The 19091-nt window shown below is 47.3% G+C and carries 15 protein-coding genes and 2 tRNA genes; 14 read left to right on the top strand and 3 right to left on the bottom strand.

Annotated elements, in window-relative coordinates; all coding sequences use genetic code 11:
* The first annotated feature begins 10 nt into the window (after positions 1 to 10).
* Genes B4E62_RS07400 through queF form a run of 3 tightly spaced genes read left to right on the top strand, consistent with a single transcriptional unit; the run spans position 11 to position 2598 of the window.
* Positions 11 to 964: an ABC transporter ATP-binding protein gene (locus B4E62_RS07400; protein ID WP_310073616.1), complete on the top strand. Its 954-nt coding sequence runs from the start codon at positions 11 to 13 to the stop codon at positions 962 to 964.
* A complete protein-coding gene (locus B4E62_RS07395; RefSeq protein WP_310073617.1) occupies positions 961 to 1734 on the top strand; it encodes an ABC transporter permease in 774 nt (257 codons plus the stop codon). Before B4E62_RS07400 ends, B4E62_RS07395 begins: the two co-directional genes overlap by 4 nt.
* Positions 1735 to 1770: 36 nt before the next feature.
* Positions 1771 to 2598, top strand: coding sequence for an NADPH-dependent 7-cyano-7-deazaguanine reductase QueF (queF, locus tag B4E62_RS07390; RefSeq protein ID WP_331351625.1), 828 nt, complete (start codon positions 1771 to 1773; stop codon positions 2596 to 2598).
* 22 nt (positions 2599 to 2620) lie between these two features.
* On the opposite strand, the gene B4E62_RS07385 is transcribed toward queF, so the two are convergent.
* Positions 2621 to 4003 carry an adenylate/guanylate cyclase domain-containing protein gene (locus B4E62_RS07385; RefSeq protein WP_331351624.1) on the bottom strand — a complete coding sequence of 461 codons (1383 nt, stop codon included), beginning with the start codon at positions 4001 to 4003 and terminating at the stop codon, positions 2621 to 2623.
* A gap of 144 nt (positions 4004 to 4147) precedes the next feature.
* Positions 4148 to 5419 (bottom strand): hypothetical protein, encoded by a 1272-nt coding sequence (locus tag B4E62_RS07380; RefSeq protein WP_331351623.1) that lies wholly within the window; start codon positions 5417 to 5419, stop codon positions 4148 to 4150.
* A 193-nt stretch (positions 5420 to 5612) separates the two neighbouring features.
* On the opposite strand from B4E62_RS07380, the gene B4E62_RS07375 reads away from it, so the two are divergent.
* The 4 genes from B4E62_RS07375 (at position 5613) to B4E62_RS07360 (ending at position 7645) form a co-directional block, all read left to right on the top strand.
* Complete coding sequence (locus tag B4E62_RS07375; RefSeq protein WP_331351622.1) at positions 5613 to 6176, top strand: nitroreductase; 564 nt, start codon at positions 5613 to 5615, stop codon at positions 6174 to 6176.
* A 104-nt stretch (positions 6177 to 6280) separates the two neighbouring features.
* Positions 6281 to 6368: transfer RNA gene (locus B4E62_RS07370), tRNA-Ser, on the top strand.
* Positions 6369 to 6552: 184 nt separating this feature from the next.
* Positions 6553 to 6629, top strand: a tRNA-Arg gene (locus B4E62_RS07365).
* Between the two features lie 179 nt (positions 6630 to 6808).
* Positions 6809 to 7645 carry an HDOD domain-containing protein gene (locus tag B4E62_RS07360; protein ID WP_310073626.1) on the top strand — a complete coding sequence of 279 codons (837 nt, stop codon included), beginning with the start codon at positions 6809 to 6811 and terminating at the stop codon, positions 7643 to 7645.
* A gap of 91 nt (positions 7646 to 7736) precedes the next feature.
* On the opposite strand, the gene B4E62_RS07355 is transcribed toward B4E62_RS07360, so the two are convergent.
* Positions 7737 to 8696 (bottom strand): tRNA dihydrouridine synthase, encoded by a 960-nt coding sequence (locus B4E62_RS07355; protein WP_310073628.1) that lies wholly within the window; start codon positions 8694 to 8696, stop codon positions 7737 to 7739.
* 130 nt (positions 8697 to 8826) lie between these two features.
* On the opposite strand from B4E62_RS07355, the gene B4E62_RS07350 reads away from it, so the two are divergent.
* The 7 genes from B4E62_RS07350 (at position 8827) to B4E62_RS07320 (ending at position 18990) form a co-directional block, all read left to right on the top strand.
* On the top strand, positions 8827 to 10203 hold the full coding sequence (locus B4E62_RS07350; protein WP_310073629.1) for a DEAD/DEAH box helicase: 1377 nt from the start codon (positions 8827 to 8829) through the stop codon (positions 10201 to 10203).
* Positions 10204 to 10655: 452 nt separating this feature from the next.
* Positions 10656 to 11462 carry a PhoH family protein gene (locus B4E62_RS07345; RefSeq protein ID WP_310073631.1) on the top strand — a complete coding sequence of 269 codons (807 nt, stop codon included), beginning with the start codon at positions 10656 to 10658 and terminating at the stop codon, positions 11460 to 11462.
* A 139-nt stretch (positions 11463 to 11601) separates the two neighbouring features.
* On the top strand, positions 11602 to 12405 hold the full coding sequence (locus B4E62_RS07340; RefSeq protein WP_310073633.1) for a putative RNA methyltransferase: 804 nt from the start codon (positions 11602 to 11604) through the stop codon (positions 12403 to 12405).
* Positions 12406 to 12799: 394 nt separating this feature from the next.
* Positions 12800 to 14608, top strand: a complete 1809-nt coding sequence (locus B4E62_RS07335; protein WP_310073634.1) for a TolC family outer membrane protein — start codon at positions 12800 to 12802, stop codon at positions 14606 to 14608.
* Positions 14609 to 14807: 199 nt separating this feature from the next.
* Positions 14808 to 16979, top strand: a complete 2172-nt coding sequence (locus B4E62_RS07330; RefSeq protein WP_310073635.1) for a type I secretion system permease/ATPase — start codon at positions 14808 to 14810, stop codon at positions 16977 to 16979.
* Entirely contained in the window at positions 16979 to 18397 is a 1419-nt protein-coding gene (locus B4E62_RS07325) for an HlyD family type I secretion periplasmic adaptor subunit (RefSeq protein ID WP_331351621.1), read from the top strand. The genes B4E62_RS07330 and B4E62_RS07325 overlap by 1 nt, the downstream gene beginning before the upstream one ends.
* Positions 18394 to 18990 carry a response regulator transcription factor gene (locus tag B4E62_RS07320; RefSeq protein ID WP_310073640.1) on the top strand — a complete coding sequence of 199 codons (597 nt, stop codon included), beginning with the start codon at positions 18394 to 18396 and terminating at the stop codon, positions 18988 to 18990. The genes B4E62_RS07325 and B4E62_RS07320 overlap by 4 nt, the downstream gene beginning before the upstream one ends.
* The last annotated feature ends 101 nt before the right edge of the window (positions 18991 to 19091 follow it).

Here is a 19091-nt window from a genome sequence, read left to right as displayed (position 1 = left end):
GCGAGGGGTTATGACTCCGGCACTCTCACTAAGAAACCTGCGTAAAGTTTACAACGAAAAATTCGAAGCTCTAAAAGGTATTTCACTCGATGTGATGCCGGGTGATTTTTTCGCCATGCTCGGCCCTAATGGTGCGGGAAAATCAACCACTATAGGTATCATCAGCTCACTCGTGCGTAAAACTGCAGGCACAGTTGAGGTGTTCGGCAAAAATATCGATACCGATTTTTCTATCGCCAAAAAATACTTGGGTGTAGTTCCACAAGAATTCAATTTCAGTATGTTTGAAAAGGTGGAGGACATAGTGCTGCAGCAAGCGGGCTACTATGGTTTGCCCCGTAAGCAAGCATTAGTACAAACCGAAAAATATTTAAAACAATTGAGCTTATGGGATAAGCGCCATACTCCCGCCCGGATGCTGTCGGGTGGTATGAAACGACGCTTGATGATTGCACGCGCGTTAGTGCATGAACCGCAATTACTGATCCTTGATGAGCCTACAGCAGGTGTTGATATAGAACTGCGCCGCTCCATGTGGGAGTTTTTGCGCGAGATTAATGCGGCAGGTACAACCATTATTCTCACCACGCACTATTTGGAAGAGGCGGAAAGCTTGTGCCGTAATGTGGCGATAATTGACCAAGGTGTCATTGTTAAAAACACCAGCGTTAAAAGTTTATTGCAGCAACTTAATAAGGAAACGTTTATTTTTGATGTGGCGGGTAATTTACAATCGCTGCCACATTTAAATGGCCATCGCGTTGCACAAATTGATGAGCATTCATTTGAAGTAGAGGTGGATAAGGGGCAGTCACTCAATGCAGTATTTACCCAGTTGACTACGCAGGGATTTGAAATTGTCAGTATGCGCAATAAATCCAACCGTCTGGAAGAATTGTTTGTGGCTATGGTTAATGCGAATAAAGATCTGGCAGGCGCTGCGCAACAAGAGGTGCGATCATGAGTTTACAAGAACAGTGGATTGCGTTTCTTACTATTTTGCATAAGGAAATAAAGCGGTTTACCCGAATCTGGATTCAAACCTTATTGCCACCGGCAATCACAATGATTTTATATTTTGTGATTTTTGGCAAATTAATTGGCAGCCGTATTGGCGATATGGGTGGTTTCAGCTATATCGAGTTTGTGGCGCCAGGGTTGATTATGATGGCGGTAATCACCAATGCTTATGCCAATGTATCTTCTTCATTTTTCAGCGCAAAATTCCAGCGCAGTATTGAAGAGTTGCTAGTTTCACCGACTCCCAATTACATTATTTTATTGGGTTATGTTATGGGCGGTGTGGCCCGTGGCGTTGCGGTGGGTTTGATTGTCACCATCATGTCGTTGTTTTTTGCGGATCTGCATATACACCATTGGTTTACTACTTTATTTATTGTATTGATGACCTCGATACTGTTTTCCATCGCCGGGTTTATCAATGCAATTTACGCTAACACATTTGACGATGTATCGATCATTCCCACCTTTGTTTTAACTCCGTTAACCTATTTTGGTGGAGTTTTTTATTCGATCAATTTGCTGCCTGAGTTTTGGCAGCAAGTGTCAGTTCTCAATCCCATTTTGCACATGGTGAATGCATTTCGCTACGGCATGTTGGGTATTAGTGATTTGCATATAGGTATGGCATTGGTGGGGCTTACGGTGTTTGTGGTCATACTATTTGTGATTGCTTTGCATTTATTAAAAACCGGAAAACGCCTGCGCGCATGATGCGGATGAGGTGTAATTAAAATTATTGGAAACTGTATGAACCATAATCCACTTGGTCGCCAAACAGACTATGTATCTGTTTATGCTCCGCATTTATTATTTCCTATTCCCCGCGCCGAGTCGCGTGCACTATTGGGAATAGGCGATACATTGCCTTTTTATGGAATGGATATATGGACGGGGTATGAATTGTCCTGGCTTGATGCATTGGGGAAGCCGGTTGTTGCTATTGCCGAGTTTTTTATTCCCTGTACCAGTGAATTTATTGTGGAGTCAAAATCCTTCAAACTCTATTTGAATTCGTTGAATCAAACCCGTTTTGAAAATGTTGCAGAAGTGGAATTGCTGCTTGCCAAAGATCTTGCGCGCATTACCAATGCCGATGTCCGTGCGACTATTATTCCGTTAACAGCGTCGGTGCGTCCTGAACATCACCTGGCGGAGATTGCCGAGGTGGAAGGCGAGTTATTGGATGATTTGACAGTGGCTGTTGATTGCTATCATCCGGCGCCCGAGTTGCTTACTACTGAGCTGGGGATCGCAGATGAATGTTTGGTCAGTCACCTGCTAAAAACCAATTGCCCTGTTACCGGCCAGCCGGATTGGGCGAGTCTTGTGATTCGCTACAAGGGCAATAAAATCCAGCGGGAGAGTTTGCTGCGCTACATTATTTCATTTCGTGAGCATCAGGATTTTCACGAACATTGCGTAGAGAGAATTTTCAGTGATATTGCGCGGGTTTGTAAGCCTGAGGAATTGGTTGTGTATGCACGTTATACGCGGCGCGGTGGGTTGGATATCAACCCGTTTCGCTCCAGCAACCCAAACGCAAAACCCGAGTTGCTGCGTTTGATTCGCCAGTAGTGCTTCAGCACTACTGGTAATTTTATACGATGACTTTGTCTTTCAAACGGCTTGCTGCTTTCTCAAGTGATTCGATCACTTTTTGTTTATCGTAGTTGCGCACTTTATCCATGTCCAGATACATGGAGAAACCCTCCGCGCGATCTTCAAAATAGCTTTGGTTTTTACCCATCTCTTTGCGCAAGTCTGCGACTTGATAAACTTTCACAGGCAATGAGAAGCCTTTGACCTGAATCTCACCTTTATCGCGGCACATGACGGTGTCTTTTACCAGTGACCAGGTTTCGTGCGAGATTAAAATTTCATCAGGCTCTGCAGCAGATTCAAGACGGCTTGCGAGGTTAACTTGCGTCCCTAGTACGGTGTAATCCAAGTGATTGGATGTACCGAATGTACCTACTGTGCAATAGCCGGTATTGATGCCCATGCGTACCTGCAGTGGCTTTTTAATGCCTTGGTTAAACCATTCTACTTGCATTGACTTGATGCGCTTTTTCATTGCAATGGCCATGGCAACGCAACGGGTGGCATCATCTTTTACGCCTTTGCTATTGCTATCGCCAAACAGCACCATAATGCCGTCGCCCATAAATTTATCGATAGTGCCGCCGTAGTGGGCAACAATTTTGGACATTTCAGTGAGGTAGTGGTTGAGCAATTCGGTCAAGGCTTCTGCTTCAATCTCTTCTGACAGCTGACTGAAATCTTTGATGTCCGAAAAAAACACGCTGATGCGTTTGCGTTCTGCTTGCAGGTTTTTATCATCGCCGCGATTAATCGCTTGCCATACGGTTGGTGGTAGGTAGCGGGATAATTTATAAGCGCGGATTTTGTGCCATTTTTGTTCGTTTTCCAGCTGCTTTTGACTGATCATTAATTTGTGAAAACGTTGGTGCATATAAATGGCGTAGACTAAAAAATAGGTGGCTACACCAATCAAACTGGCGGCACTGATTTCGATACTGCTGGACAGTACCAGCTGCGGCTTGTGGATAATAAGGCTCAAGATCACGCCGACTCCAAATGCGCTATTGTCTTCCATCAATTTACGTACGCCGCCGCTAATCAGCGCGTTAAATTGAATCATGGTCAGAAACATTACACAGGGCAGGATGCTAAAGTCCGTCAGACTCAGTACAACACCGATAAGCGCAGCATCCACATGGGATAACCAGCGATTAATGCGGCTCATTTGTTCGGGAATTTGTTTGCGGGTGAAATGGTAAGTGGCGTAAGCGTAGATCAGTAAAAATACAATAACACCCATGTGGGCGAGGCTGGGATGATTCCAATCAATAAAGGAGGCCAGCGTACCAGAAGCGGCAAAGCAGATAAGAGCACGGAAATAGTACTGCTGTATTGGGGATTCAGTTTGCAGCTGTTGACTGTCGGTCTTACTGTTCATTGGACGAAAACCTTGTTGTTATTTGGTCAGTAAGTCAATCCCTATAAAATGTGGTGCCGCTTGCCCAAGCGAGTGAATTAAACGGGTTTTTGTTGGAAATGTCTACTTGTTGGTGGAAACCTAAGCGACTTTTCTGGTTGCTTATTATTTAAACTTCAATTCCAGGTATTTTTCTTCCAATTCGGTATATTGCTTACGCAATTCAGCAAATTCAGACTGGATTTGTTGCAGATTTGCCGGGCTTACATCTGGCTCTGAAACGCTGTGCTCGAGGCTATTTTTGAGCTGATCATTTTCGCGTTCCAGATCTTCCAGGTTGCCTAGCAGCTCTTTGCTCTCATGGGTAAAGTTGTGCAGTGTTTCCTTAATGCGTTGATTTTCTTCTTCGAGCTCGTGTTCGTGTTCAATAATGCCTTCCTGCTCAGCAATTTTCTCGTTAGCCTTGTTGAGCTCCTCTTCCAGTAATTGGACGCAGGTGTCGGACTCTTGCACAAAGCGCACTTGCCGTTGCAACTGTTGTTCTAATTCTTTAATAACCAAATCCTTCTCTTCGGCGGTCACCGCTTCTTCCAGTTTACGCTGTAGATTGCTGATGACCCGATATTGGTCTGCGGCCACATTGCGCAGTTTCATAATTTCTTCTGCAGCGCGCGGATCCTGGCGGATGATATTAATGGTCTTGTTTTCAACTGGCTGCCCTGTAATTGCGGCGTTAGTCGAATGCATGTAGTGGGTTATTTCGTTGTAACTGTTGCCATATTGCCCTAATAGCATTTCGTATCTTTCGCGATCCTCGACACCATTGGCCATCGCATAGAGTTCATTGTAGTAACCTTGGGCATTGGCTTGTGCTTCGTTCCAGCGCTTCTCCAAATCAAAAAACAGCTTTTTGAATTTTTCCAGATTCTCGACCCGCTTTTTATACATCTCCAACTCTTCATTACTGGCGGTATCGAGTGATGTATCCGGGGGTAAATCAAGGGCGGTATCGGTTGTCGAATGCAGGAGTGGTTCTAAAGTCTGGCGAAAGACATTCCAATAACCTTCACTGCCGGGTACTTCGGTAGTGCCCAATTCCTCGGCGCGCAGGAAAGCGTAGCGCAATGCGACTATGCGTTGATTAATAGGCAAGTCGGCCGGTTGCGCTTCGCTAATATCACTGCGCGGGGCAATCAGGGCAAAACGCTCCTGGGTTAGTTCCAGTTGCTCATAGATGAGTTGCTTGTAGGATTTCCCGGCAGGAGCAGGAGTGGGGCTTTCAGTTTTAATTGTCTCAATTAATTCGCGCAATTTGTCTTGTTGCCGGCGAATGAGCTTCTTTTGTTTTAGTGCATAAAAAATCAGTACTGCGGTTGCAATAAGTAACAGCAGATAAATCTCTAAGGCTACTGCGAGCACAAGGGTTGGGACTTGCATATTATTGTCGGCCGCAAGGATTGATAATGAACAGATACACAGCAACCTTATTGCCGCAATCGACTCTATAATCGCTGACTAGCATATCTGCCTGAAAGTATGGTACAGATTCAGCCAATATTCGACTTGTCTATACTTTAGACGTCAATCTGGCCTGCGTATTTAATGATTTATAAATGAGGTTTGTGGTTTTATGGATGCAATAACAGCACTACACCAGCGAGTATCGACCCCGCGGCTCACGGCGCCGGCACCCACACCGCAGCAATTAACCGTATTGTTCAAAGCGGCACTGCGGGCAGCCGATCACGGCAACATGCATCCATGGCGATTTTTAATTGTGGAGGGGGAGGGTTTAGTCAGGCTTGGTGAATTGTTTGCCAAAGTTGCTACCGCCAGGAATCCAGAGGTCACGCAGTCAGAGTTGGATCGCTGCCACGCTATGACGCAGCGTGCGCCTATGATTATCATCTCCATCGCCAAGTGCCGGCCCAATCCCAAAGTGCCGCAGATCGAACAAATCATCGCCGCTGGCGCCGCCACCCAAAATCTTCTCAACGCTGCCTTTGCAACGAATGTCGGCGCGGTGTGGCGCACGGGCGATATGGCTTATGACCCGGCAGTGAAAGAGGGGCTGGGGTTGATCGAAGGTGAAGAAATTATTGGCTTCATTTATATGGGCACACCCACGGTCCCACCACACGCACCGCGCGAACAAAATCCCGCTGACTTTTTTAGCGCATGGCCGCAGGAATAAGATTGCGTTTGCAAGCTTGCTTGTGTACATTAGCGCGCCTTCGCAGGGGGTACTTTGGATGGTGTTTTCGGCGGAGCCCGCAGGTAAATTAGTGCGGTAAAAACGGTGAGATGTCCGAGTGGCCGAAGGAGCACGCCTGGAAAGTGTGTATACCGCAAGGTATCGAGGGTTCGACTCCCTCTCTCACCGCCATTTTTGAATAAAGTTTTACTGTACAGTTGCGTGCATAACAGCAGTTAGTTCGCTCGTTGTACAGGTTGATCGAAAATTGTATTTCATTGATTTATAAAGCATTAATTTGAGAGTCTTAGAAAAGAAAATCAAATAAACGCTTGACTCACTGAACCCCGATCAATAAAATGCGCGCCTCAACAACGCACTCATAGCTCAGCTGGATAGAGTACTCGGCTACGAACCGAGCGGTCGGAGGTTCGAATCCTCCTGAGTGCACCATATAAAAAAGCCCGTCAGAAATGACGGGCTTTTTCGTTTTTAGACTTCCTCCTGTGTTAAATCTTCGTCATTAAATTCCAAATCTTTATTTTGGCTGTTGCTATCCATTCATCCTTTGCTATACCCAATTCAGGTAAAGCGTTTTCGCTGGCATTTACTAACGTCTATAAGATTTCTATATGAGAGAGGGTATTGTGGATTTAAAAAACTTAATCGATAACGCACAGAAGTTGCCAAATATTCCCAAAGTGGTCCAAGAGTTAATAGAGAGTTTTGGCGATGAAAATATTAATAATGAGGCTATCGCAAAAAAAATCAGTGCTGACCAGGTACTGACTGCTAAAGTCTTGCGTGCCGCTAACTCAGCCCACTATGGCGGCAACCGCAAAGTAGGCTCAGTGAGTGATGCTGTATTTATTTTGGGATTTAATGCAGTTCGTACGTTGGTTCTTGCGTCCGGCATGACGGGTGCTTTTAAGGCGCCGGATGGCTTTGATTTGCCCGCGTTTTGGCATAACAGTTTTGCGGTCGCAAGTACCTGTAAATGGTTAGCGAAGTTTTCCAAAGATGATGTGGAGACCGCCTTCACCTGCGGCATGATCCACAATATCGGTGAATTGCTTATCCATATCATTCTGCCGGACGAGTGCAAAGAGATCCAAAAAATTGTCGATCGCGGCGCGCGCAATTCAGATATCGAAAAGAATGTGCTGGGTTTTAATTTCCCTGAAGCGGGTGCTGAGTTGGCGAATCGCTGGAAGTTTCCTGATGCGATAGTTGAGGGTATTCGCCATCAGCTAAACCCATTGGATGCGCCGGAATTCTCACGGTTTGCGGCGCTAATCAATCTTGCGGACTATATAGTCCACGAGAACGAGAAAGATGGCGGTGCAACCTTGGTGGAGAACTTTCCCAATGATGTAGCGATCAAACTGGGTATTAATCTGGTGAAATTAATAGAACGAATTGACGAAACCAAAGACTTGATTGGCGGATTCGATGAATTATTGCATTAAATGTTAAAGACAATAATCGACGGTGAGAGAGCAAGGCCCGTGTTGATCACGGGCTTTTTTATGGGCGATAAATTATTTTTGCTGAGATAAATTAGTGGCAGGCTTGTAACGCATCAGCAAAACATTCATCAATTTCTTGTGGCGTTGTTTTGCGCTTGATCGCGTCAAAAAAAACTGTCGCTTGCGGGTATTCGCGGCTCAAATACATCAACCACTGCTTAACGCGGTTGCCGCAATTGCGCTCGCAATAAAGCGGCGTGGTGAGTTTGTAGTATTCGTAAAGCATGTTGCAGATCTGGTTCCAGGTCAGTGGCGTGTAATCTTCACCTTTAATATGCGCTTTGATCTGGCGTGCGAGATCCGGGCAGGCAAGCAAACCACGCCCGAGCATCACATCAGCACCGTTCGATTGTTCACGGCAGCGCAGGTAATCCTCTACTGACCAAATTTCTCCATTCGCGATAACGGGAATTTTCAATTCAGCGCGGATATCGGCGATATAACTCCAATAGGCGGGCGGTTTGTAGCCATCCACTTTGGAGCGGGCGTGCACTGTTAGTTCGTCGGCGCCAGCGGCTTCTACGGCGCGGGCGTTATCCAGATAGCTGCTGCGATCTTCGTAACCCAAGCGAATTTTGGCGGTGACAGGGATGTTGCGCGGCACGGCATCGCGTACGGCTTTAATAATGGAGTAAACGCGGTCAGGTGTCCGCAGCAGACACGCGCCGCCCTCATGGGCGTTGACTGTTTTAGCGGGGCAGCCAAAGTTCAAATCGATTGCCTTGGCGCCATAGCGGACAAGTTCTAATGCATTGATTGCCATTGGTTCAGGTTTGCTGCCGAGCAATTGCACACGCACTGGCGTACCGTTTGGCGTTTTGCATTCGCTTTCGAGCTCTTGCGCGTACTTATAAAAGACTTTGTAAGGCAGTTTTTGGTCAGTAACGCGGATAAACTCGGTCACACAGCCATCCAATCCACCAATCCGCGATAGTATGTCGCGTACATGATGTTCAACAACGCCCTCCATCGGGGCCAACATAATGCGCATAGACTTGCTCTGGTTCATTCAAAGGCCAGCATTTTAGCCGGTTTTGGTTGATAATTTGTTCAACCCTGCGTAGATTGCGCGGCCTTTTGCGGGTAAAACCCATCTTTTTTACTGAATATCGAGGTTCTTAATGACTCAGCCTGTTTTTCACGACCTGATTAGCGATAGCCAATTGCGCAAAGCGATTGATGTATTGGGTTACGAACAGCCCACACCGGTTCAGCTCAAAGCGATTCCGGCGGCAGTGGCAGGCGAGAATCTTATTGTCAGTTCCAAGACTGGCAGCGGCAAAACAGCAGCATTTTTGCTACCTGCGATTCAGGCGATTTTGGCCAGGCCTCCGGTGAACCCGAGCTCAACCCGCATTCTCATCCTTACTCCTACACGTGAACTCGCTCGCCAAATTGTGAAAAACGCGGAACAGCTTCTCAAGTTCACTAGCTTGAAAGTGGGAATGGTATGCGGCGGTGAGGAATTAAAGTATCAAAAGGCCATGTTGCGTAAAAACCCGGAAATCGTAGTGGGCACGCCCGGGCGATTAGGTGAGCATATCTCTCATAAATCCACAGATTTTTCCGGTTTGGAATTTTTGGTATTAGATGAAGCGGATCGCATGCTCGATATGGGGTTGAGCGATGACGTGCTGAAAATCACCAACACCTGCCGCCCCGAGCGCCAGACGTTTCTGTTCTCTGCCACTATGGAGCAAAAAGGTCTACGCCATTTGATTAAACAAGTGATTTTGGGTGCAGCCGAAGAAATTTATATCGACGAAAAGCCCAACGCTATCACCCAGCAAATGCTATTGGCCGATGATTACAAGCACAAAGAAAAATTGTTGGTTGCACTACTGCAAAAATCGACGTTTGAAAAAGTCATTATTTTTACCAATACCAAGCTCAAAGCCTCGCAGCTGGATAATTTACTGCGTTATAACAAATTTCGCGTCGGCACTTTGCACGGTGATATAACGCAAGACCAGCGCAAGATTACGCTCGATCATTTTCGTCAGGGCAGAACGACGGTTTTGGTCGCAACCGATGTGGCAGCGCGCGGTTTGGATATCCCCGGCGTTGAACTGGTAGTGAATATGGATATGGCGTATTCGGGCGATGAATATTTACATCGCATCGGCCGGACTGGTCGCGCCGATAACGAGGGCAGGGCGGTGTCTTTGGTGGATGCGAAAGAGTGGAATCTCACCAAAGGAATCGAACGTTATCTGGGCGCAACCTTCGAGCTAATTACTATGCCGGGTTTGAAGGGCAAATATCAAGGCCCGGATAAAACCAAATCGTCTGGCAAGTCGGTTGGTACGAAAAAGAAAACAACAGCAAAAGATAAAAAAGACGATACCAAAGCCCCTAAAGTGAAGGTGCGTGAGCGCGACAAGAAAAATATCGGTAATCGCCGTGTACCTACTGCACTGAAGGTGGTTGCTGCAGTTGATGGTTTCGCTCCACCGAAAAAGAAAATCACCAAACAGATTGATGATAATGACGAGTAAGGGGGTCGCGCTTGCGCCCCTGCTTATGCGTTATAGTCATGTCAATTTTATTTCAATTAAGTGATTGACCGCTTTTTAAAATAAGCCTAGTATCAAGTCAAAGGTGGTGAAATTAACCAGTAGCCGCCTCATCAGTATGTGAAGTTTGTCGTCGAGTGATAACAGCTTCATGTGCGTTCCCAAAGTAGATTTCTGGCTAGTGCCAGCGTAATCTATCTGTCACAGACTTTTGTTTTAGTAGATGTGTTTTACTGCAAGTGCTTTACTCGATATGTTTTATTGTTTTTTAATCAGCGTTGAATTTTGAATTATCAACTGATCAATGAGTAATAGAAGGGGGTAAATGACACAGACATCATTCCATAGAAAATTGCGTTCTCGGGTAACTTCACGATATTGGGCTTTTGCAACATCGCCCGTATTATTTTCAGACCTGAAGGGGATTATTCTTTATGGCAAGAAAAACGCATGCCAGACGTAGTGCAAACCATCACTCATACGATGATACCAGCTACCCAGCGTCGCGACATAAATCGCGAAAGAATCAACGCAGTGATGACAACATTGTCGAAATAAAATCCCGCTCGCAGCAAGTCGAAACAGCTTACTCTCCCCCTCGCTCCCCCCAACCACTTCGCGCTAAAACAAAATCCCAGCAGCAGTACATTAATGCTATCAACAGCCACATGCTGACTTTTGGTATCGGCCCTGCCGGTACCGGTAAAAGTTATTGTGCTGGTGCCTTGGCAGCAGAGGCGCTGGAATCGGGGCGTATTGAGCGCATAATCCTCACGCGCCCAGCGGTGGAGTCTGGTGAGAATCTCGGTTTTTTACCGGGCGATCTCGACGAAAAATTTTCTGTGTATATTGATGCCTTCCGCGATATTTTAAACGAACGCCTCGGCGCTGGAACTGTGGAATATTGTTTGCGTCATGGCCGTATAGTTGCAGCCCCGCTCGCCTTTATGCGTGGTAAAACCTTTAATAGCAAAACCTTTGTGATTTTCGATGAAGCGCAAAACGCTAGCCCGGCGCAGATGAAAATGTTTCTGACCAGGATAGGCGAAGATTGCAAGGTCGTCATCAACGGCGATATTAAACAGAGTGATATTCGCGGCCCCAACGGCTTGGAGGATGCAGTCAATTTGTTGGACGGTTTGTCTAACGTCTATATTCATGAGTTTGAACGCGAAGATATAGTGCGCAGTGGTTTGGTGCGCGATATTATCGACCGTTACGAAGTGACTGACGAAGATTAATCAACCTCAAGGCACGCAACTAACTATCGTAATTAGTTGCGTGCGCTTGTCATCTCTATTTGACTTGCTAAATGATCAGTGAGTCGTCATCCTGCGCGCTTTTTCCTTTTCGTGATCGTCACTTTTTCTGATAATTATTATGAAAGATTTGCGCTGCCCGCTTTGCTGTCAACCTCTGCTACAAAATACCCAAGGCTTGGCTTGTGCAAATCGCCATCAATTTGATCGCGCGAAAGAGGGTTACTTCAATTTATTGCCCGTACAAAATAAACATTCGCGTGAACCTGGCGATGCCAAAGAACAGTTGCAGGCGCGCCGCCAATTTTTGCAGGCGGGATTTTTTGATCCACTCAAAATGCGGCTGCAAGAGTTATTGCCAGCAACAACGTCAACTTTGCTTGATATAGGTTGTGGTGAAGGTTATTTCACGGCGGGATTTTCTGATGCCTTACCCCAAGCGCAGATCTATGGAATTGATATCGCCAAAGCGGGTGTGCGGCTCGCGGCAAAAACGGCGAAGGATAAAACCGGGCTGACATACTGCGTGGCATCGAGTTTTGATTTGCCTCTGGCCGATAACTCTATGGATGTGGTCACCCGAATTTATGCCCCCAGCAAAGACGCCGAGTTATGTCGTGTAATAAAACCGGGCGGCAAGTTAGTTATAGTGGCGCCCGGCGAAAATCATCTGCTGGGTTTACGCGCGCGAATATACAAGGAGGTGCGCCCGCATCCTCAGCCAATGACACCCGAAGGTTTCGCAGTAGTAGAGCATCATCGTTTGGGGAGCAATTTGCGCGTGAACGAGCCGGACATCTGCGCAGCACTTTTAGCCATGACTCCATTTGCCTGGCGGTTAGCACCGGAGCTGCGGGATTCGATACTCGCCAGTGAGTTGCGGGATACTTTGGACTTTACGATCAATGTATATAGCAAAAATTGATCATTTTTCTATTTTCCCAAGGGTCTAACGTGCGTGAGGTAATTAAAAAAATGTGATTTGAGTCACAAATGCAAATACTGTTGTGGCATAAAGCATCGATGAGTTATGATGAAAACGTTGGTTTGGATGTTTTTTGTGCCACAAACGCGGTGGCTGATCTAAAAACCCTGTTTTTATTCCCAACGCTATCTACTATAAAGTTATACCAAAGTTCCTGGATTTTGTTGTCCGGATGCGGTGGTTTGGCTTCTGCAATAGGGATTTTCTTGCCTCCCTGAGTTCAGTTAATGAACTCGCATCCTGTGCGAAACGATTCGCCCAAGCTATTTGTCAGTCTGATACCTACTTATTATTTGTTGATAACTGTTACGTGCAACCCATGTGGAAAATTCTAATGGCACTTTCTCTTTTTGATCGCATCGCGCTTTTAAAACGCATATCACTGATTTCCCATTCATTAGTATTAATGTCGGTATTTGCGTTCACTGGCCAGGCGGCTGCACAAAGCACCGCCGCAAACAATGTAAAAGATGCCGCCCTGCAAGCGATAGAATCCAACCCCGATGTACAAGCGAGCTGGCATGAATTTAGTGCGTCTACACATGATGTGCGCGTTGCGCGCGCTGGCTATCTGCCTAGCGTCGATATAGGTGTATCGACAGGAAAAACTAATCGCGATTACGACGGCCGAGCTAGCTATACCAATAATCAGGCCCAAGTCACGCTCAGCCAAATGCTGTTTGATGGATTCCGCACTTCGGGTGAAGTCGATCGTTTTGACAGCGCGCGTTTGGTACGTTACTACGAATTACTGAATACCATAGAAACCACTGCACTTGAGGCTGTACGCGCTTATGAGGATGTGAAACGTAATCGCGAGTTGGTTAATTTGGCGCGTAACAATTATGTGAAACATCAAGAGGTGTTTGGCCAAATCGAAGAGCGCGCAACGTCCGGTGTTGGTCGTCGGGTCGATCTGGAGCAAGTTGCGGGTCGCCTGGCATTAGCGGAATCCAATTTGTTAACCGAAGCGTCCAATTTGCACGATGTCACTGCGCGCTATTTGCGTGTAGTTGGGCAATTGCCTGCGGAAGATCTGGCGGAAGTTGATTTGACCCAGAAAAAATTGCCGGAAAATATTCGCTCGGCATTAACGCTCGCCTATCAAGGTAACCCCGGTTTCCATGCGGCGATTAAAAATATCAGCGCTGCGCAGGCCGCCGTAAAAGTTGAGCGCGCTGGCTATTATCCCAAAGCAGAATTGCGCGCGCGCCAAGTGACCAGCCGCAACCAAAACGGTTTCGATAATCGCACCGATCCCGATAGCTATGGTGATGAAAGTGCAGTCGAATTGGCCCTTACTTATAATCTGTACAGCGGCGGCGCCAACCGCGCTGCAGTGCGTCGTTCATTGGAGCAAGTAAATCAGGCAAAAGATTTGCGCGATCAAGCCTGTGTTGATTTACGCCAGAACACCCAAATTGCCTACAACGACGCCCAGCGTATTCGTGAGCAACTCACCTCATTGCAACAACACCGAATTTCTAGCGATAAAGTGCGTGCTGCCTACTCCGAGCAATTCAATATTGGTCAGCGTACTTTGCTTGATTTGCTTGATGCCGAAAATGAATATTTCCAAGCGAGCCGCGCGTTGATTATCGCTAACGGTGATTTGGAAATTGCTTACGCACGTTCATTGGCCGCGATGGGAAGCTTGTTGCCAGCATTGGGTATAGTGCGTGATGGTCTGGGCATTCTGCATGAAACCAAGGTTAATGATTCGCTGAATATTTCTGAATCTGCTTGTCCGGATGTTGCGCCTGAAGCGCTGGGGCGTGACGATTTGATCAGCGAGTTAACGCCACTCGCAGGTGATGCATTATTTGATGTGGGCAGTTCGCAATTAAAAGCGGGTGCAGCACAAAAACTGGATCAACTGATTGCTGATATCAAAGCGACCGCCAAGGTTGTGCAAATCAGTATTGAAGGCCACACCGATAATACTGGTACTGATGCGCTCAATATTCCACTATCAAAAGCGCGTGCGCAGCGTGTACGTGATTATTTCGTATTGAATGGATTGGAGACAATTCCTATGACCGTTGACGGTTTTGGCGCAACTCGCCCGGTGGCCGACAATACCAGCGTTGTTGGTAAAGCCGCTAATCGCCGTGTTGATGTCACAGTGACGCGTAGCGAATAGTCAGGTACTTGTTTTAGCGCTGCCAAGAACGCATCAAATTCCGGTAATTTGATGCGTTTTTTTATGCGCGCACCGCAGATGTTTTGCAATCAAATTGCGTGTGCTGCAATGGCCATCTATATTACAGAGGCTTTTGATCTGACTAGCGATACATTTTGCTATTGGTGGGTTTTGCCCGCTTGCCGCTCCCGGAGCCACAATGACCCTTGATGTTCAACTTTCCACGGATGTTTCCTTGGCTGCCAGTGCCGGCGGGCCACTGCTTGAGTGCTTATTGCTCATTGCGCGTGCGCACCAGATCACGAGTACTCGCGAAACACTGTTGGCAGGGTTGCCATTGGACGCACAGCAACTTACACCCTCTTTATTTACCCGCGCCGCCAAACGCGCTGGCCTCACTAGCAAGATCGTGCAACGTGATTTGCCCGAGCTAAATAGTGCTCTTTTTCCTGCAGTACTCTTATTGAATAATAATCAAGCGTGCGTTTTGTTGGCTGTGAAAACCGATATTGCGCAAGTACTTTATCCAGAGCTTGGCGATGCAGTCGTAAACGTCCCTCTCGCTGAGCTGACAAACCATTACACAGGTCGTGCGATCTACGTGCGTCCGCAGGAACGTTTTGATGCGCGCACGGCTGAAATTGGTAAAACAACCAATGCAAAAAATCGCGCTGCGCATTGGTTTTGGGGTGTTATTGCCGACCACAAATATTTATATCGCGATGTATTGCTTACTGCACTGTTGATTAATTTTTTTGCACTGGTATCGCCGCTGTTTGTGATGAATGTGTATGACCGCGTAGTACCTAATCACGCCACTGACACACTCTGGGTTTTGTCGATTGGAATGTTGATTGCCATTAGCGCCGATTTTGTGCTTCGCATGATGCGTGCCTGGTTTGTTGATCTCGCGGCAAGTAGAGTGGATGTCACTCTCTCTGCAAGCATCATGGAGCGGGTGCTGGGAATGAAATTGTCCGAGCGGCCTGCATCAGTTGGATCATTTACCTCCGGTTTGCAATCCTTTGAAGCTATCCGCAGTTTTATCTCTTCTGCGACTATTTTGGCGCTGGTAGATTTACCCTTCGTATTGTTGTTTTTAATTGTCGTGTTATTAATTTCCTGGCCGCTGGTATTCCCGATTTTAGTGGGGGTTGCATTGGTGATGATTTACACCGCAGCGGTACAACACAAAATGCATTTGTTATCAGAAAATTCCATGCAGGCATCGGCGCAACGCAATGCCACCTTGGTTGAAAGCCTGAGCGCATTGGAAACTGTAAAAACCCTCGGTGCGGAAGGACGCATGCAAGCAGTGTGGGAAAAAACTACGCTACTGGTATCGCGTGTGGGTGTAAAAATGCGTTTGCTGTCTGGCTCGGTTGGCACTACTACCATGTGGATTCAGCAGGCGGTATCAGTCGTTATTATCATCGTTGGTGTTTACCAAATTATTGAGGGTAATTTAAGCCAGGGCGGGTTAATCGCTGCGTATATGTTGTCGTCCCGCATTATGGCACCGGTGGGACAAACTGCGGGTTTGTTGATGCAATACCACAGTGCCGCCACCGCATTGACGGCATTGGATGCGATTATGCAAAAACCAGTTGAGCGGCCACTCGATGCAAATTGGATTAGCCGTCCGCACTTGCAAGGTGGAATTGAATTTAAAAAAGTAGCATTTAAATATCCGCAAGATGAACGTGAAGTATTACGCGATGTTGCATTTAAAATTAATCCCGGTGAGCGTGTAGCAATCCTCGGGCGCAATGGTTCGGGCAAAACCACTATTGAAAAATTAATCGCCGGTTTATATGAACCGACGGCGGGCACAGTTTTGCTCGATGGTATTGATATCCGCCAGCTCGACCCCGCTGAATTGCGCCGTAATATGGGTTATGTATCACAAGATGTGAATTTATTTTTTGGTTCACTGCGCGACAATATTGCCATGGGCGCACCCCATGCGAGTGATGATGCAATTCTTGAAGCTGTGCGCTTGAGTGGACTCACTGATTTTGTAAACCAGCATCCGATGGGCTTGGCGATGCCAGTGGGCGAGCAGGGGCAATTACTTTCCGGTGGGCAGCGCCAATCGGTCAGTATTGCGCGTGCGCTCTTGAGTGATCCGCCGATTTTATTAATGGATGAACCAACCGGCGCAATGGATCACACCAGCGAAGAAGAGTTCAAACGCAATCTGGTGCAATTTGCTGCGCGCAAAACCTTATTGGTAATTACCCATCGCACATCGCTGCTTGAATTAGTCAATCGCATTATTGTGATCGACGGTGGAAAAATTGTTGCTGATGGACCGAAAGAACAGGTTGTTGAAGCGCTGCGCCAAGGCCGGATTGGGAGGGCATCCTAATGACGGCCACGCGCGATAAAATCTGGTTTGAACGAATTGGACGCTGGTTAGATAAATTAGGCCTGCCCGCAACCCGTTATATTGATAAAGCCTACGCCCGCTGGCTCGACCCTTTGCATGAGCAACCCAAAGATTGGGTTACGGATTCTGATTGGGCGAAGTTGCAGCAGGAGCCAGTGCGCGCGCGCGCATTATTGCGTGTAATTGCCCTGATCATCTTTTTGCTCATTGTCTGGGCGGCATTTGCGCCATTGGATGAAGTAGCGCGCGGCGAGGGCAAAGTCATTCCTTCATCGCAATTACAAATTATCCAGTCCTTTGATGGCGGTGTGGTGCAAGAGGTATTAGTGCGTGAAGGGCAGGTAGTGGGGAAAGGCGATTTGTTGCTGCGTATCGATCCCACACGATTTATTTCTACATTTCGCGAAAACCGCGCCGAATATTTATCGCTGCAAGCCCGTGCGGCACGCCTGCAAGCATTGACATCGAATACGGCGCTGGTATTTGCCGATGATTTGCTGGCCGATGCACCGGATATCGTCAACCACGAACGCAGTCTGTATGAATCCAATCGCAAAGAGTTGGATGAACAGTTGAGTATTGCGCGCAGCCAGTTGGATCAGCGTTCGGAAGAGTTGAATGAAGTGCGTGCGAAATTAACGCAGGTGACGCGCGCATTGGAATTATCAACGCAAGAATTAAATGTCACCAAACCTCTACTCGCCAGCGGGGCAATTTCTGAAGTGGAAATTTTGCGCTTGGAAGGCGATGTGTCCAACGCGCGCGGTGAGCGCGAGCAGGCCTTATCACAAGAGTCGCGTTTGGTTTTGGCTGTGCAAGAGTCAGAGGGAAAGTTGCGCGAGACTGAATTGCTCGCCAGCAATAAATGGCGCAATGAGTTATCGGAAGTGCTGAGCAAAATTGCATCGCTGTCGGAGACTAGCACCGGTCTTGCAGACAAAATTAAATACGCTGAAATTCGATCACCCGTGCGCGGTACTGTGCAGCGCGTATTTACCAATACGGTTGGTGGTGTGGTACAGCCGGGGCATGAAGTGGTGGAGATGGTACCGCTCGATGACCAATTATTAATTGAAGCGAAAGTATCGCCCAAAGATATTGCGTTTTTACATCCGGGGCAGGAAGCGATTGTAAAATTCACCGCTTACGATTTTGTCGTCTATGGTGGTTTAAAGGGTAAAGTCGAACACATCAGCCCCGATACGATTACCGACGAAAAAGAGCGCACTTTTTACATTGTACGTGTACGCACCGAGCGCGCTGGATTTGATCCAAGCTTGCCCATTATGCCAGGCATGATGACGCAGGTAGACATACTTACCGGCAAAAAAACCGTGCTCGCCTATTTGTTAAAACCTGTGCTGCGCGCGCAACAAAATGCCATGACTGAACGATGAGCCAACACCTGTTTTTTTCGCCCGCTGAAATACAATCACCGCGCTGGCAGCAGGCGTTTCCTGCTGCGCGAATTAGCAATGCTGTTCCGCATGTTAATGCCGATGAGTTTGTGTGGTTGCTGCTGCGTGATGAGCTGAGCTTTATCCAAATTCAAAGCTTGAGTGCTGCGGGTGCACGTGTGATTGCGATGACGGCGATTGAAAATACGCAGGAGGCGCGTCGTGCGCTTGAAGCGGGTGCGAGTGGTTATGTGCATTATCTGGCGATTCCACAGGTGCTTGAGCAGGTTGCACAAGTAGTATCTGCCGGTGGTATGTGGTTGGGGGCGGATTTAATGCGGCAACTGGTGTTGGCGACGGCGCGTATCCTTCCCGCGACATCTGCTCCACAGGCGGATCTGTCGCTCCTTACCAGCCGCGAAAAGGCCGTTGCTGAATTAGTCGCAGCCGGTAAAAGCAATAAAGAAGTCGCGCGCGATCTGGACATTACCGAGCGCACGGTGAAAGCTCACCTCGGCTCCGCCTTTGAAAAGCTACAGGTGCGCGACCGCCTGCAATTGGTGCTCATGTTCTCCAATAAGTCTGGCGCTTAAAACATTTTTGTTGAAAATCCCCACTTTCTATTCATTATTCTTTTATAGAAGTAAAAAAACTCTGCTTATTGTCCTTTAGTCCAATGGCGCAATTTTCCTCA

The sequence above is a fragment of the Cellvibrio sp. UBA7671 genome, from assembly GCA_002483145.1.
Classification (GTDB): Bacteria; Pseudomonadota; Gammaproteobacteria; order Pseudomonadales; family Cellvibrionaceae; genus Cellvibrio; species Cellvibrio fibrivorans.
Note: the sequence above shows the minus strand (reverse complement) of the source record. Positions and strands in the feature narration are given on the sequence as shown.